The organism is Bradyrhizobium oligotrophicum (assembly GCF_051168495.1).
GTDB lineage: Bacteria > Pseudomonadota > Alphaproteobacteria > Rhizobiales > Xanthobacteraceae > Bradyrhizobium > Bradyrhizobium oligotrophicum_A.
On the sequence record NZ_JBNPVB010000020.1, the window covers coordinates 62,547 to 77,783 of the forward strand.

Consider the following 15,237-nt stretch of genomic DNA (forward strand, 5'->3'; position numbering starts at 1 on the left):
TCTGGACGATGCCCTCGCAATCCGGCATCACCTCGATCGCTTCTCGCGATTGGGGTGCGGATCGATGAGCGACGACCTTCATACCATCAGCGCCGGTGGCATTACTGCTGCCATCAAGGCTTCGGGCGCCGAACTGTGCTCGCTGAAGACAGCCGACGGACTGGAACTGCTGTGGCAGGCTGGTCCGGTCTGGCCGCGCCATGCGCCCTGGCTGTTTCCGATCGTCGGCCGGCTCAAGGACGATCATCTGCATCATCGTGGCCGGACCTATCCCATGACGCAGCACGGCTTCGCCCGCGACCTGCGCTTCACCTGGCTCGAGCGGAGCGCAGAGGCCTGCGTGCTGCGGCTGACCGACGACGACACCACGCGGGCCCGCTATCCGTTCGCCTTCCGGCTCACGCTGACGTACCAGATCACTCCTGAGGCGCTGAACATGGAGGTCGAGATTGCCAACCCCGGCACGGAGATGCTGCCGGCCTCGTTCGGCGCGCACCCCGCCTTCAACTGGCCGCTGCTGCCGGGACAGCCGAAGGAGAGCTACCGGCTGATCTTCGCAGAGCCTGAGCCGGCGCCGATCCGCCGCCTGAGCGGCGGCTTGCTGCGCGAGCGGCCGGAGCCGTCGCCGATCGAAGGACGCGTGCTGGCATTGAACGAGCGTCTGTTCGACGAAGATGCCGTGATCCTCGACCTGCCGGCCAGCCGTGCGGTCCGTCTCGTTGGGAGCAAGGGTCCGGCGCTGGGGATAGCATGGGATCATTTCCGCCAGCTCGGCATCTGGTCGAAGCCGGGCGGCGCACCTTTCCTGTGCATCGAGCCCTGGCGCGGCTTTGCCAGTCCGCTCGATTTCGATGCCGAGTTTGCCGCAAAGCCTGGTGTGATGCTCATTTCGCCAGAAGCATCCGAGAGCCTGCGTTGCCGCATCGGAATCGAGAAGCCCGAATAGGATGACGAATCTCCAGCGCCCATTTGCGTGCACAGTGGTAACCGTGACTCTCACTTTCGGCCCTGGAAATGGCAGCTTTCCGACCTACATGGAAGACGGCGGCGGAACTTTGGTTATGATGCGTCGAGCGGCCGGCGGATCGTTGGCTTTTTCCCGATCCTGATAACGGTCGATCAACGAACATCACGACGCGCGAACCGAGTCCGAGTTCGCGGCCGGTGATGTCGCAAGCGGATTTCACGAGCTTCGTCGCATGGGGATCTCGCAGCAGGGGCGCGTCGTTGGTCGCGTGGAGACGGGAGGATGGGATGGTCTTGAGGGCGTTCGTCGGCACACTCACATGCGCCGTGCTGCTTGCCAGCACACAGGCGATGGCAGCGGCCTATCAGCCGGGCGACTTCTTCAGGCTCGATCTGTCGAAAGCCGTGCTGTCGCCCGAGCGGCTCGGACCCGAGGCGCATTTCGAAGCCGTGCCCGTCGAAGCCAGGACCGATCGGCCCACGGTCGCCTCCCGGTCTGCATTCGATGCCGAGGTCAGCTCCGCCATTCCACGCGCGGTCGCGGCCCGACGCGTTCACATGGGCAGGACCGCGGAGCGTCCGCGTGGCGCGGCCCGCGCCAAGCTCGCGCAGCGGCGCGGCAATCCCCTCGACGCGCAGGCGATGGATACGCGTATCCAGACCTGGCCGTGCCGGCCGGGCAGCGGCGGCATCTGCAACTGGCATTGAGCGGGCGGGCCGTCCCGCTCGTTCTCGAATCGGAACCAATCTCCCGAGATGTTGATTGAGCCGGGCTGACCACTTGCTTGAACTCCCAAGTGCAGCGCAGGCAATCTGAACTGATCCCGCCAAGGTCTTGATGTTTCGAGGCTGCCAGTTCTGGTTCGGCCATGGCGGGGCGGGTCTCCAGGAGAACCCATGAACGTCATCGAAACTCAGGGCATCCGTCTGCCGAAGCTTGGGCTCGGCACGTTCCGCATGCAGGGCACGGTCTGTCGCGAGGCGGTCGAGAGCGCGCTCGCGCTGGGGTACCGCCACATTGATACTGCGGAGATGTACGCCAATGAGGATGCGATTGGCGCCGCGCTGGCCGCAGCGTCGGTGGACCGGTCGGAATTGCATGTCACCACAAAGGTCTGGCCCGAGAATCTGGCGCCGGACGCGATCCGCCGTGCGTTCGACACGAGCTTGAGGAAGCTCAGGCTGGACTTCGTCGACCTCTATCTGATCCATTGGCCGGCCAAGGGAATGGACCTGCCGGCTGCGCTCGAAACGCTCGTGAAGCTGAAGGATGAGGGACGCACCCGTGCGATCGGCGTTGCCAACTTCACGGTCGCGCTGCTGAAGCAGGCGGTCGAGGAGATCCAGGCCCCGGTGGCCTGCAATCAGGTCGAGTATCACGTGATGCTCGATCAGTCGACGCTGAAGGCCTACATGGCGAGCCGGTCAATTCCTCTGGTGGCCTATTGTCCGCTCGCTCAGGGCCGTGCAGCGGGCGACGAGACACTGACGGCGATCGGCGCGAAGCATGGCGCGGGCGCGGCCCAGGTCGCGCTGAAATGGCTGTTGGATCAGGACGGCGTCGCCGCGATCCCCAAGGCCGGACGCAAGGAAAGCCAGCAGGCCAATTGGGATGCGTTGAAGCTTCAACTCGATGATGAGGATCAGCGAACCATCGCGGCGCTGCCGAAGGATAAACGGTTCGTCAATCCGGGCTTCGCGCCGGACTGGGATCGCTGACGATCAACTTCGGTTGTCGGTCGGGCGAACAACGGAAAATGGCCCCTTGCGGGGCCATTCCTGCGTCGGCGCTGCGGATCAGTCGCGGCGCTTGATGATCACCGTCCGATCGTGGTGACGGTAGTGGGGTCGGATCACGCGATGAACGCGGACTTCCGCGCGCGAGCGATCCCAGCCGTGATGATAATGATGGCCGCCACGCTTGATGATCACGGTCTCGGCGTTGGCCATCGACGGAGCCGCAAGTGCGATGACCGTCAGCGAAGCAAGCGCAAAAGCAAGTTTCTTCATGTCGTCCTCCAGAATGAATGCGGTGGTCAACTTGAAGTGTGTCAGAACGTTCCGCAGGAACTTCTGTGAAGTTGCTGAATATGCGTTCAGATTCGATCTTCGCGTGCGATGCGAGCATCGTCGCTCGACGGCTCGCCGTCAGTCGCATTTGGCGAGGACCGGTGTCGGCTTGCCGTTGGCGACGAAACGGGCTTCGCGAATGGTATAGCTGCCGTCCTCACCGCGATTGAACACCGAGCGGATGCCGCCGTCCGACGTCTTGACGATGCCGTTCTCACGCGTCTGGTTCGCCTTCGGCAGCACGATCGAGATCACCAGGGTCTGATCCGGCTCGATCCGCGCGCTGGGGACGTCGTTGACATCGGACGGATCATGGTCGCGGCGATAGATCAGGTTGCCATCCGTTGTCACCTCGTAGGAGATGATGGCGCCGCGGCCCTTGACGGGTGGTGCGGCGCAATCGACAGCCCAGGTGCCAATCAAGCCCCATTCACGTGCGGCCTCGACCGCGCCGTCTGCTGCCGCCGCGGCCGTGAACGACGATGCGAGCAGAATGGTCGCGAGCAGGCGAGGGAAGAACGGATTCATCTGAGTCTCGCGGGTCTACTGCCAGTCCATCTTAGTGCGCTGCGTCAACGGTGCAACGTCGTTAGGCCCGCCGTCGACGTCCGCGCCACGCTTCGATTTTCCCAGCGGCTGGTCTTGCCGGATCGGCAGACGCGGCGCATGCTGTCCTCAAATACAAACAAGAATGGGGGAGGCCAAGCATGTCCGCGCCGTCGCGCCGTGATTTCCTGTTGTCTTCCGGAGCGGCCGCCATGGCCGCGTTTTCAGGCTCTGCCCGTGCCGCGATGGGGCCGGCCGACAAGTTCGATCTGCTGATCAAAGGCGGCGACGCCATCGATCCCAGCCAGTCCCTGCGCGGCCGGCGCGACATCGGAATCCGCTGGGGCATCATCGAGGCCATCGCGCCGGATATCCCGGTCGAGCGGGCGTTGCGGTCGATCGACGCCGCGGGCCGGCTGGTGATGCCGGGTCTCATCGACCTGCACAGTCACGTCTATCCCTATGGTTCGGCCATCGGGATCCCACCGGACGAACTGGTGCAGTTCCAGGGCACGACGACGGTGGTCTCGGCCGGCGACGCGGGTGTCAACAATCTGGCGGCGCTGCGCCGCTTCATCGCCGCCCAGTCGCGCGCGCGCATCTACGCCTTCGTCCATATCGCCAATAACGGCCTGTCGGCGTTTCCGGTGGCCGAGCTCTACAACATCGACAACGCCCAGGTGGATGCCTGCGCCATGGCGCTGGCCGAAAACCCGGACTTCCTGCTCGGGGTCAAGGTGCGGATGTCGGAGAACGTGATCTTCAAGCATGGGCTCGAGCCGTTGAAGCGCGGCATCAAGGCCTGCGAGCTGTGCGGCTGGCCGGCGCGGATGATGGTGCATATCGGCGGCGTCGAGACCGCCGAATTGATGTCGCAGATCCTTGACCTGCTGCGGCCCGGCGACGTCCTCACCCACGCTTATTCCGGCGCGCCGAACATCGGCGGCGCTTTCACCAACATCGTGCAGGATGGCAAGCTGCTGCCGGCGGCGCTCGCCGCCAAGCAGCGCGGTGTGCTGTTCGATGTCGGCCATGGCGGCGGCAGCTTCGATTTCACCGTGGCCGAGGTGGCGATCCCCGGCGGCTGCGGCCCGGACACGATCTCCTCCGACATCCACGTATTCTCCGGCAACTCGCCCGGCATGCCGTTCCTGCCCAACGTGATGGGGAAGTTCCTGGCGATGGGCTTCTCCCTGGAGCAGGTGGTGAGCATGGCGACCTCGGCGCCGGCCAAAATCATCGGCCGCACGCCGAAGCTCGGCACCTTGCAGGTCGGCGCGCCGGCCGACGTCGCCATCATGGATCAGGTCGAAGGACCGGTCAGCTTCGTCGATACGCGAGGCAACAAGCGCGAGGGCAAGCTGCAGCTGAAGCCGGTGCAGACCGTGATCAACGGCGTGCCGTTCGGGCGGCCCTACCAGTCGCCGTTTTCGGTGCGCTGAGCACGGGGCCATCAGTCGCGCGCGCCGGTCCGCTCCACATTCGCGGACCGCTTCGGCACGCCGAACTCCTCCCGGCACACCTCCGCCAGCACCGCGATACCCTCGCGGATGTCCTGATGCGACGGGCTGGCAAAGCACAGCCGCAAGCGGCTCTTCGCGTGGGACGCATCGGTCGACCATTCCGGCCCGGGATTGATCGCCACGCCGCGCTTGAGCGCGGCTTGTGACAGCTTCATCGTGTCGACCTGATCCGGCAGCTTGACCCAGAGGAAGATCCCGCCCTTCGGCGCCTCGAACTCGGCGGCCGTCCCGAACTCGGCATCGAGCGCCTCGATCAAGGTGTCCAGCTTGGCTCGCAGGCCCCGCACCAGCTGTGGGACATGGCTCGCGAAATGCGGCTTGCAGTATTCCGCCAGCACCATCTGTTCCAGGGCGCCCGAGCCGGCGTCCGTCTTGAGCGCGAGCAGCACCGACATGATGGTCCAGGGGGCGACCAGGAAGCCGACGCGCAATGCGGGGGCGACCGATTTCGAGAACGACCCGAGATGGATCACACCGCCATGGTCGGACATGGCGTGGATCGCGCGCGGGCGCTTGCCGTCCCAGATCAGGTCGGCATAGCAGTCGTCCTCGAACACCGGGACGCCATACGCCCGGGACAGCCACAGCAGCTCGGCGCGTCGGGCTTCCGGCATGATCGTGCCGGTCGGGTTCTGCACCGTCGGAATGGTATAGATGTATTTCGGCCGGATGCCGCGGTCCTTGAGATCGGCCAGCACCGTTGCCAGCACGTCCGTCCGCATGCCGTCCCGGTCGAGCGGGATGCCGATGACCTTGACGCCGAGCCTCGCCAGCCGCGTCAGCGTGCCCTGGTAATTGTCCTGCTCGACCAGCACGGTGTCGCCGCGCGTCAGCAGCGCCTGGTTGACGAGATCGAGCCCCTGCAGCGAGCCGGACAGGATCATGATGTCGTCGGCGCGCGTCGACATGCCGGCGTCACGCGCCAGTTTGCCGGCCAGGAAGTCCCGCAACGGCCGATAGCCCTGCGGTCCATGCGCGAGGCCGTAGGTGGCGAGTGCGCGGCCTTCGCGGGCAAGCACGGCATCGGCGGCCGCGCGCAAGCCGTCCACCGGCACGGCGTCGCCGTCATTGTTGCCGCCCACGAAGCTGTATCTTGCAAGGCCCGTCCAGCGCGCGGCCGGCGCCGGCAGGCCGGGGCCGAGGAGCGGTGCAAAATCGAATGCGGCCATGAGGCACGCCTCCCTTGTTCTCGATTTGCGGCGACTTTAAACAGATACCAGGGCGCTTGTCCTGACATGACAGGTACTTTCCCCGGGAAGGCGCTTCGCGAACGGCAGTTCCGCTGCTCTGGCGCGCGCCCGCGATCCCGGTTAAAGCACCCCGGAAAAGCAGCGAGACTTGTGATGGCCGACTCGATCCAGGAAGTTCTGTACGCCTTTGCCAAGGGCGAGATGGTCGTCGTGACCGATGACGACGACCGCGAGGGGGAAGGCGATCTCATCGTCGCGGCGTCGCTCTGCACGCCCGACAAGATGGCCTTCATCATCCGCCACACGTCGGGCATCGTCTGCGCGCCGATCACGGCCGACGACGCGCGGCGGCTGCGGCTCGACCCGATGGTCGCCCACAACGATTCCAATCACACCACGGCGTTCACGGTCTCGATCGACTACAAGCCGGACGGCGGCACCGGGATCTCCGCCGAGGAGCGCGCCTCCTGCTGTCGTGCGCTGGCCAATCCGAATGCCGGCGCCGCCGATTTCGCGCGCCCCGGCCACATCTTCCCGCTGATCGCGCGCGACGGCGGCGTGCTGCTGCGCTCGGGCCATACAGAGGCCGCCGTCGATCTCTGCAAGCTCGCAGGGCTGCCGCCGGTCGGCGTCATCTCCGAATTGATGAACGACGACGGCACGGTGATGAAGGGCGAGCAGGTCGTGCGTTTCGCCGCCACCCACAATCTCAAGCACGTCACCATCGCCGATCTGATTTCCTATCGCCAGGCGCGCGAAAAGCTGATCGAGCGCGTGTCCGTCTTCACGACAGAAAGCCCGATCGGACCGTTGCAGGGCTACGCCTACCGTTCGCCGTTCGACCCGATCACCCACGCCGCCTTCGTCTACAACGGCATCGGCGACGGCCGGAACGTGCTGACCCGGCTGCACAAGCCCAACATCGTGAAGGATCTGATCGCCGGTCCGCAGCGTATTCAAGCGGTGCTGCAGCACTTCAAGCAGGCTGGCCGCGGCGTGCTGATCTACCTGCGCGACGGCGCTGCCGGTGTTCCGGTCGAGCCCGTTGAAGAGCCGCATACCGCGGAGGCGGATCGTCATCGCCAGTGGCGCGAGGTCGGCGTCGGCGCGCAGATTCTGCGCGATCTCGGCGTGACGTCGATCCGGAACCTGACCTCGTCGACCCATGACTACAAGGGCCTGTCGGGTTTCGGGATCGAGATCGTCGCCAACGAACGCCTTGAAGGCTGAACGTCCAGGATTTAACTTCATAAGGATGCGCCTCGTGCGCAGCGAGACGCGAAAGGACCATTCATGAGCGCGCGCCCTCAGGCAAAGGACAAGCCGGCCCAGTCGAGCTTCCAGTGGGACGATCCGTTCCTGCTGGACGATCAGCTGACCGAGGACGAGCGCATGGTGCGTGACACCGCGCGCGCCTATGCCCAGGACAAGCTGCTGCCGCGCGTCACCAAGGCCTATCTCGAAGAGAAGACCGATCGCGAGATCTTCAACGAGATGGGCGAGCTCGGCCTGATCGGCATCACCTTGCCTGAGGATTATGGCTGCGCCAATGCGAGCTACGTCGCCTACGGCCTCGTGGCGCGCGAGATCGAGCGCGTCGATTCCGGCTACCGCTCGATGAACTCGGTGCAGTCGTCGCTGGTGATGTATCCGATCTACGCCTATGGCGACGAGAGCCAGCGCAAGAAATACCTGCCGAAGCTCGCCAGCGGCGAATGGGTCGGCTGTTTCGGCCTCACCGAGCCGGATGCCGGTTCCGATCCGGCGGGCATGAAGACGCGCGCCGAGAAGGTGGCCGACGGCTATCGCCTGACCGGCAGCAAGATGTGGATCTCGAACGCGCCGATCGCCGACGTGTTCGTGGTGTGGGCCAAGTCGGCCGCACATGACAACCAGATCCGCGGCTTCATCCTCGAGAAGGGCATGAAGGGGCTGTCGGCGCCGAAGATCGGCGGCAAGCTCTCACTGCGCGCCTCGATCACCGGCGAGGTGGTGATGGATGGCGTGGTGATTCCGGAAGACGCGCTGCTGCCCAACGTGTCCGGCCTGAAGGGGCCGTTCGGCTGCCTCAACCGCGCCCGCTACGGCATCTCCTGGGGCGTGCTCGGCGCCGCCGAGGACTGCATGCATCGCGCCCGCCAGTACACGCTCGACCGCAAGCAGTTCGGCAAGCCGCTGGCTGCCACGCAGCTGGTGCAGAAGAAGCTCGCCGACATGGAGACCGAGATCGCGCTCGGCCTGCAGGCGTCCCTGCGCGTCGGCCGGCTGATGGACGAGGGCAAGATGGCGCCGGAGATGATCTCGATCGTCAAGCGCAACAATTGCGGCAAGGCCCTCGATATCGCCCGCGTCGCGCGCGACATGCATGGCGGCAACGGCATCTCGATCGAGTATCAGGTGATGCGCCACGCCGCCAACCTCGAGACGGTCAACACCTACGAGGGCACGCATGACGTTCATGCGCTGATCCTCGGCCGCGCCATCACCGGCATCCAGGCGTTCTTCTGATCGCGGTACGCCACGCGCGTTGCCTCCGCCTGCGAGATGCGCGGTCGCCATCGCGCCAACCACTGTCATCGTCCGCGAAGGCGGACGATCCAGTAATCGCCGGCTCATCGGGACACACGACCGTCTCGGAGTACTGGATACCCCGCCTTCGCGGGGTATGACGGCGGAGAGTGGGGCGGCAGTCTGCCCCGCACGGCAGGAAGGCACGCCATGGCCGACAATGACGACGTCCCGTTCAACCGCAACTTCCCGCTGGCTGCGGGAGTCGTCGACGAGGTGCGTCCGGGCATCCGCCGCGTCCTCTGCAACAATCCGAGTCCGTTCACCTTCACCGGCACCGTCAGCTACATCCTGGGCCAAGGCAAGGTCGCGATCATAGATCCCGGCCCGGATAACGAGGCGCATGCGCAGGCGCTACTGGATGCCGTCAGGGGCGAGACGGTGACGCATATCCTGGTCACGCACACCCATCGCGACCATTCGCCGAACACCGGCCGGCTGAAGGCTGCGACCGGCGCGACCGTCTACGCCGAGGGGCCGCATCGCGCCTCGCGGCCGCGCTACGAGAGCGAGAAGCACAATCCGGAATCCGGCGTCGACCGCGACTTCGTGCCGGATGTCACGGTCGCTGACGGCGATGTGATCGAGGGGCAGGGCTGGCAGGTCGAGGCGGTGGCGACACCCGGACATACCGCCAACCATCTCGCCTTCGCCTGGCGCGAGCGCAGCACGACTTTCGTCGGCGATCACGTGATGGGCTGGGCGACCTCGATCGTGGCGCCGCCCGACGGTTCGATGGTCGACTACATGGCCTCGCTGGAACGGCTCGCGGCGCGTCCTGAGGAGCTCTATTTCTCAGGCCATGGCCCTGAGATTCCGGAAGGGCCGCGCTACACCCGCTTCCTGCTGCGCCACCGCCAGGCCCGCGAGGCCTCGATCCTGCATCGCCTCGCCAAGGGCGAGGCCGACATTCCGACCATGGTGCGCGCCATCTATATCGGCATCGACCCGCGCCTCACCACTGCGGCCGGCTATTCCGTGCTGGCGCATCTCGAAGACCTCGTTGCCCGCGGCGTCGTCGCGACGGAAGGCGATCCGGTGATCGGCGGCACGTATCGGCTGGTGTCGCGAGTAACGAATGGGGAGTAGCGAGTAGGGAAGAGAGTGGGCCGGAAAGAACCTTGTCCCCATTCGCTACTCCCCATTCGCCCTCTCACTTCTTCACCGTCTTCGTATTCGCATTTCCCTTCGCCACCGGCGGCGGCGTCACCTTCTTCACCGGTTTCTGGGCTTCGGCCTCGCCGGCATTCGAGAGGTCCTCGAGCAGCTTGGTCACGCGCGAGGCGTTGCTGCCGAGGTCGAAATCGAAATAGCGCGAGGCTGAGCGGACATCGATGCGCGACTCCTCGCCATCCGGCTTGACGCGGATCGAGATGTCCTCGCGAAAGCCCATGATCGGCGTGCGCGCCACCGCCTCGATGCGGCCCTCGCGGCGCGGCGGCTGCGGCGCGCGCTCGTCGACCACGAACCATTTGCGCCGATTGACCAGCTTCAGCGCGACGGCATAGGCGCGATCGGTCGGCAGCTCGATCTGCACCGGCTCGATGTCCGGATAGAACGTGCGCTGCTGCTCCCACGAATACAGACCCGCATAGACGGCGGTGTTGGTGCCGTCGCCGTTGCGCAACGGGGCCAGCGCCTCGAAGCGCGGCGCATCGACCGGGTCGGTCGTGATGTCGTAGATCTTCGGCAGCTTGCGATACTGAAGCGCGAAATAGGCCGGATAGGCCAGCACCACCGCGTCGATCATGAAGGCGAGCAGCACCCGGCTCATGCCGCGGCTGCCGTTGCGCCAGATCGCGACGAAAGCGGCGAGCCCGAGCAGGATCGACAGCACCGCAAGGCCCAGCGCGCCGAAGAACGTCGCCAGCGCCGGCTTCATCTCCAGGAAGTCGAAGCGCAGGATCAGGATCGAGACGACCACCGCGACGACGGAGAACACCGCGAGATTGCGGGTCCAGGTCGCAAGGCTGGAGGTCGGCTCCGACAGATAGGGGGCGTGAAACCTGCGGGCCATCGTGTCAGGAGCTGCCGGGTTGAGCCATCCATGGTCGATGGCCGACGCCATCCGAGAGACCATGGGGATGACGCAATTTCAAGGGCTTTACCAGCACCCTGGAGGTTCATCGTTGCGGCATGACAGCCTTGGAGCGAAGTGCCGGCCGTGTCGCGGCCGGCGGGCAGGCCGGCCGAACGGAAACGGCCCCTCCGTCCTGGAGGAGCCGTTTCGACGTGAGTCCGGGTGACGTGCGTCAGGCTGCCGCGTTGGGGAAGCGGTAGCTCTTGAACTGGTCGCGCAGCGCGGTCTTGAGGATCTTGCCGGTCGCCGTGTGCGGAATGCCGTCGACGAAGGCGACGTCATCCGGCATCCACCATTTGGCGATCTTGCCTTCCATGTATTTCAGGATGTCCTCGCGCGTCGTGGTCTGGCCCTGCTTGAGCTGCACGATCAACAGTGGACGCTCGTCCCATTTCGGGTGGTAGATGCCGATCACGGCGGCTTCCGCAACGGCCGGATGGCCGACCGCGAGGTTTTCGAGGTCGATCGAGGAGATCCATTCGCCGCCCGACTTGATGACGTCCTTGGAGCGGTCGGTGATGCGCATGTAGCCATGGCCATCGACGGTCGCGACGTCGCCGGTGTCGAAGAAGCCTTCGCCGTCGAGGATGTTGCTGTCGACCTTGTAGTAGGCCTTGGAGACGGCGGGGCCGGACACTTTCAGCCGGCCGAAGGTCTTTCCGTCCCACGGAAGCGTCTTGCCGGCATCGTCGGTGATCTTCATTTCGACGCCGAACGGCGGGAAGCCCTGGGTCTGCAGCACGTCGAGCTTGGCATCACCCTCGGCGCCGAGGAACGGCGGCTTCAGGGTGGCAAGCGTGCCAATCGGGCTCATCTCGGTCATGCCCCAGGCGTGACGCACGCCGATGCCCAGATCGAGGAAGGCCTGGATCATCGAGCGCGGCATCGCCGAGCCGCCGCAGACCACCATCTTCAGATGCGGCAGCTTGAGGTTATGCGCCTGCATGTGCTGCAGCAGCATCAGCCACACCGTCGGCACGCCGGCGGTATAGGTCACCTTCTCGGTGTCGAGCAGTTCGTAGACCGAGGCGCCGTCGAGCTTGGGGCCGGGCATCACCAGCTTGGTCCCCATCGAGGGCGCGGAAAAGGCGATGCCCCAGCTGTTGGCATGGAACAGCGGAACCACCGGAAGCATTGTATCGCCGGCCGATGTGCCGAGCGAATCCCGGTTGTTGGCCATCAACGCATGGAGCACGTTGGACCGATGCGAATACAGCACGCCCTTGGGATCGCCCGTGGTGCCGGATGTGTAACACATCGCCGCCGCGGTGTTTTCGTCGAAAGTGCTCCAGACGAAATCGCCATCGGCCTCGCCGATCCACGATTCGTAGGCGACCGCATTCTTGAGCGTCGTCTGCGGCATGTGCGCGGCGTCGGTCAGTACCACGTAGCGCTCGACGCTCGGCAGCTTGTCGGCGAGCTTTTCGAGGATCGGCACGAAGGTCAGGTCGGTAATGACGATGCGATCCTGCGCGTGGTTGACGATCCAGGCGATCTGTTCCGGAAACAGGCGCGGATTGACCGTGTGACAGATCGCGCCGATTCCCATGATGCCGTACCAGACCTCGAGATGACGGCCGGTATTCCAGGCAATGGTGGCGACGCGGTCGCCGAGCTTGATGCCTTCGCGCGTCAGTTTCTGTGACACCTTGAGCGCGCGGTCGTGGATTTGCCGGTAGGTGGTGCGAACGATGGGGCCTTCGACCGAGCGCGTCACGACCTCCTGGGAGCCGTGGATTGTCGCCGCATGCTCGATGATCCGGTGACAAAGCAGGGGCCAGTCTTGCATCAAACCAAGCATCGGGACGTTCCTCCGGTATTCGCTTGCAGCGAGGGTCTTTTGGTCTGTTTGGTCAATTTTAGCGCGCGCCGCATCCGGCGCAAATGGGCTTTTGAATGCCACGACGTCGCGCCGGGCGCGATGGTTAGCGCCTTCGCGTTGGCGATCGCATTGAGCTGGCTCATGGCGATGCCTTCGGCTGCTGCGAAATCGGCGCACCGCAGTGCGCCCGCGGCCTCCGAGCGCGCTTCGAAGCCGGCCGACGTCGCTGCCAAAGTGCCGCTTCCTCAGCCGCGCCCCGCCGAAGCGCCGGCCCGCGAGGCGGCCAAGGGCAAGGATGACGCCGCGCGCGACGAAGCAGGCACCAGCGCAAAGGAGGACGCCAAAGCGCCGCCGCCGCCCTCGGCCTGCCGGTTGGCATTGACCGACGAGGTCGCGATCGCGCCGTCGATCCCGCCGATCAGGGGCCCCGGCGGCTGCGGCGGTGAGGATCTGGTGCGGCTGGAGGCGGTGGTGCTGCCGGACAAGCGGCGCGTGGCGCTGACCCCTGCGGCGACCATGCGTTGCCCAATGGCGACTGCGGTCGCCAACTGGGTGCGCAACGATGTGGCGCCGCTGGCCGAGCGGCTCGGCAGCGCGATCACGGCGTTGGACAATTTCGACTCGTATCAATGCCGCGGCCGCAACAATGTCACCGGTGCGCAGCTGTCCGAGCATGGCCGTGCCAATGCGCTGGACGTCCACGGCTTCAAGCTGGCGGACGGCCGCATGATCGATCTCACCGACCGCAGCCAGCCCCGCGACTTGCGCGAGACGGTGCTCCATTCGGTGTGCATCCATTTCTCGACCGTGCTTGGCCCCGATTCCGACTGGTATCACGAGGACCACATCCATATCGACCTGATGGAGCGGCGGAACAATTATCGGATCTGCCAGTGGGACGTGCTCGACCCGATGCCGAAGGTCGCGCCCCTGATGCCCGCCGCCCGGCCCGGAGATGCGCCGTCGCGCGAGACCGAACAGGCCCGCAAAGACAACTCCGATGAGACCGCGAGCACCGCCGCCGAGCGCAACGGCACAGGTCGCGCCAGCTCGGAGGAGGTCGAGGCCGGCACGTCGAGCGCCACCGGCGGCCGGGCCCCGTCCGCTGCCGCGGGCCCCGAGCCCGCCGATCGGCAAGCTCAGCCTCCCGCCCCAAAGCCAGCCGAGACGGCCCGCAAGCAGGGGACCGCATCGAAGCCAGCGCCTGAGCAGCAGCAAAAGGGCGGAGCCGCCGCGGAGGCCCGATCGCCGGCCGGCAAGCCGCCGGCAGGTGGTGCATCCGCAGCGTCCGACAAGGCGCGGGATACCGCCGGACGGGACCTGCGGGCGCAGACCAGCTCCAGCGGAGAGCGGGCGTCTGCGTCGAAGCCTGCTGCGCGGAAGCGCCATCAGGGCCGCCGAAGCTGGGATCCGTTCCGCGGATTGTTCTAGCGCCCAAAACAAAAGGCGCCGGAGTGACCGGCGCCTTCAAGAGGAGGCTAATCGCGTTTCTCGGCTTTTGAAGTCCGTGCGCCTCGATCGCTTCTACTGCATCGATGCGTAGGTGCCGCCCCCCTGCAGCGCCATCTGCGGCTTATAGGGCGAATCACCCTTCTTCGGGTCCAGGACCACGACGATGGTGCCGACCTTGACCCGATTGTAGAGGTCGATCGCGTCCTCGTTGGTCAGCCGGATGCAGCCTGACGAAATCGAAGCGCCGATGTATTCCGGCTGGTTGGTGCCGTGGATGCGGAACAGCGTGTCCTTGCCGTTGGCATAGAGATACATCGCGCGCGAGCCCATCGGATTGTCCGGACCAGCAGCGACGAAGGTCGGCACGCCCAAGCGCTCGATCTCGCTCTTGGTCGGATGCCAAGCCGGCCATTCGGTCATGGCGCCGACCTTGGCAATGCCCGACCATGCCATGGCTTCCTCACCGACGGTGATGCCGTAACGGATCGCCTTGCCGTTATCGAGCACGTAATAGAGGTAATGGGCATCGGAATCGACGACGATGGAGCCCGACGCTTCCTTGCGGTGATAGTCGACGATGGCGCGACGATAGGGTTCCGCCACCGGCGTGTTGGCATACCGGATCTTCGCGAGAAGTTCCTTGTCCTTCGGCTTGAAGGCCTGGGTGTTGGTCGCCTCAAAGGTCGTGGCCTGCATGCAGCCCGACAGCATCAGGCCGACGGCCAGGAGTCCGAGTTTAACCTTCAGCGACATGTCACCAATTCCAATCGAGACAGCTGACGTTGCAATGAGACGGCCGCGCCACTGCAGCGCGATTCCACAAGTCCCATTATCGTCAAAATCGTTCTCAATTCCAGCCGATACACGCACAAGTCACGCTGCAGCGCCGTGAATGTTGCTTTTTTGCCGCAAAGTTCCGGGCAGTCGGTCACAGCTGTGCTCCTGATGGCACGGTTGCACCGGTTGAGGGCATGCGGTCGCCGCGATCCAAAAAGCCGATGGACCGCACCACCAAGCTGC

Annotated in this window: 15 protein-coding genes; 8 read left to right on the forward strand and 7 right to left on the reverse strand. The window is 65.3% G+C overall.

Annotated elements, in window-relative coordinates; translation table 11 throughout:
- Window positions 1-64: 64 nt before the first annotated feature.
- The 3 genes from ACQR1B_RS29480 to ACQR1B_RS29490 all read left to right on the forward strand — a co-directional run bounded on the left by ACQR1B_RS29480 (window position 65) and on the right by ACQR1B_RS29490 (window position 2,685).
- On the forward strand, window positions 65-946 hold the full coding sequence (locus ACQR1B_RS29480; RefSeq protein WP_434835154.1) for an aldose 1-epimerase family protein: 882 nt from the start codon (window positions 65-67) through the stop codon (window positions 944-946).
- 308 nt (window positions 947-1,254) lie between these two features.
- Complete coding sequence (locus ACQR1B_RS29485) at window positions 1,255-1,674, forward strand: hypothetical protein (RefSeq protein ID WP_434835155.1); 420 nt, start codon at window positions 1,255-1,257, stop codon at window positions 1,672-1,674.
- A 189-nt stretch (window positions 1,675-1,863) separates the two neighbouring features.
- Window positions 1,864-2,685 carry an aldo/keto reductase gene (locus ACQR1B_RS29490; protein ID WP_434835156.1) on the forward strand — a complete coding sequence of 274 codons (822 nt, stop codon included), beginning with the start codon at window positions 1,864-1,866 and terminating at the stop codon, window positions 2,683-2,685.
- Window positions 2,686-2,763: 78 nt separating this feature from the next.
- On the opposite strand, the gene ACQR1B_RS29495 is transcribed toward ACQR1B_RS29490, so the two are convergent.
- Complete coding sequence (locus tag ACQR1B_RS29495; RefSeq protein ID WP_434835157.1) at window positions 2,764-2,976, reverse strand: hypothetical protein; 213 nt, start codon at window positions 2,974-2,976, stop codon at window positions 2,764-2,766.
- 138 nt (window positions 2,977-3,114) lie between these two features.
- Window positions 3,115-3,564 (reverse strand): hypothetical protein, encoded by a 450-nt coding sequence (locus ACQR1B_RS29500; RefSeq protein WP_434835158.1) that lies wholly within the window; start codon window positions 3,562-3,564, stop codon window positions 3,115-3,117.
- A 179-nt stretch (window positions 3,565-3,743) separates the two neighbouring features.
- Here ACQR1B_RS29500 and ACQR1B_RS29505 point away from each other — a divergent pair, with 179 nt between their 5' ends.
- On the forward strand, window positions 3,744-5,024 hold the full coding sequence (locus ACQR1B_RS29505) for an amidohydrolase family protein (protein ID WP_434835159.1): 1,281 nt from the start codon (window positions 3,744-3,746) through the stop codon (window positions 5,022-5,024).
- Window positions 5,025-5,035: 11 nt separating this feature from the next.
- Here ACQR1B_RS29505 and ACQR1B_RS29510 read toward each other — a convergent pair whose 3' ends face one another.
- Complete coding sequence (locus tag ACQR1B_RS29510) at window positions 5,036-6,274, reverse strand: PLP-dependent aminotransferase family protein (protein WP_434835160.1); 1,239 nt, start codon at window positions 6,272-6,274, stop codon at window positions 5,036-5,038.
- 174 nt (window positions 6,275-6,448) lie between these two features.
- Here ACQR1B_RS29510 and ribB point away from each other — a divergent pair, with 174 nt between their 5' ends.
- The 3 genes from ribB to ACQR1B_RS29525 all read left to right on the forward strand — a co-directional run bounded on the left by ribB (window position 6,449) and on the right by ACQR1B_RS29525 (window position 9,952).
- Window positions 6,449-7,525 carry a 3,4-dihydroxy-2-butanone-4-phosphate synthase gene (gene ribB / locus ACQR1B_RS29515; RefSeq protein ID WP_434835161.1) on the forward strand — a complete coding sequence of 359 codons (1,077 nt, stop codon included), beginning with the start codon at window positions 6,449-6,451 and terminating at the stop codon, window positions 7,523-7,525.
- A 63-nt stretch (window positions 7,526-7,588) separates the two neighbouring features.
- The gene (locus ACQR1B_RS29520) at window positions 7,589-8,803 is read left to right on the forward strand and encodes an acyl-CoA dehydrogenase (protein ID WP_434835162.1); all 1,215 of its coding nucleotides are present in this window, start codon (window positions 7,589-7,591) and stop codon (window positions 8,801-8,803) included.
- A 210-nt stretch (window positions 8,804-9,013) separates the two neighbouring features.
- Entirely contained in the window at window positions 9,014-9,952 is a 939-nt protein-coding gene (locus ACQR1B_RS29525) for an MBL fold metallo-hydrolase (protein ID WP_434835163.1), read from the forward strand.
- Between the two features lie 64 nt (window positions 9,953-10,016).
- Here the strand turns inward: ACQR1B_RS29525 and ACQR1B_RS29530 are convergent, their stop codons facing one another.
- The 3 genes from ACQR1B_RS29530 to ACQR1B_RS29540 form a co-directional block, all read right to left on the reverse strand.
- Window positions 10,017-10,880, reverse strand: a complete 864-nt coding sequence (locus ACQR1B_RS29530) for a DUF1499 domain-containing protein (protein WP_434835164.1) — start codon at window positions 10,878-10,880, stop codon at window positions 10,017-10,019.
- A gap of 235 nt (window positions 10,881-11,115) precedes the next feature.
- Window positions 11,116-12,744 (reverse strand): fatty-acid--CoA ligase, encoded by a 1,629-nt coding sequence (locus ACQR1B_RS29535; RefSeq protein WP_434835165.1) that lies wholly within the window; start codon window positions 12,742-12,744, stop codon window positions 11,116-11,118.
- Window positions 12,732-12,908, reverse strand: a complete 177-nt coding sequence (locus ACQR1B_RS29540) for a hypothetical protein (protein WP_434835166.1) — start codon at window positions 12,906-12,908, stop codon at window positions 12,732-12,734. Before ACQR1B_RS29540 ends, ACQR1B_RS29535 begins: the two co-directional genes overlap by 13 nt.
- Between ACQR1B_RS29540 and ACQR1B_RS29545 the strand changes: the two genes are divergently transcribed.
- Window positions 12,907-14,196: an extensin family protein gene (locus tag ACQR1B_RS29545; RefSeq protein WP_434835167.1), complete on the forward strand. Its 1,290-nt coding sequence runs from the start codon at window positions 12,907-12,909 to the stop codon at window positions 14,194-14,196. The genes ACQR1B_RS29540 and ACQR1B_RS29545 overlap by 2 nt on opposite strands.
- 93 nt (window positions 14,197-14,289) lie before the next feature.
- Here the strand turns inward: ACQR1B_RS29545 and ACQR1B_RS29550 are convergent, their stop codons facing one another.
- On the reverse strand, window positions 14,290-14,970 hold the full coding sequence (locus ACQR1B_RS29550) for a L,D-transpeptidase (RefSeq protein ID WP_434835168.1): 681 nt from the start codon (window positions 14,968-14,970) through the stop codon (window positions 14,290-14,292).
- Between the last annotated feature and the right edge of the window lie 267 nt (window positions 14,971-15,237).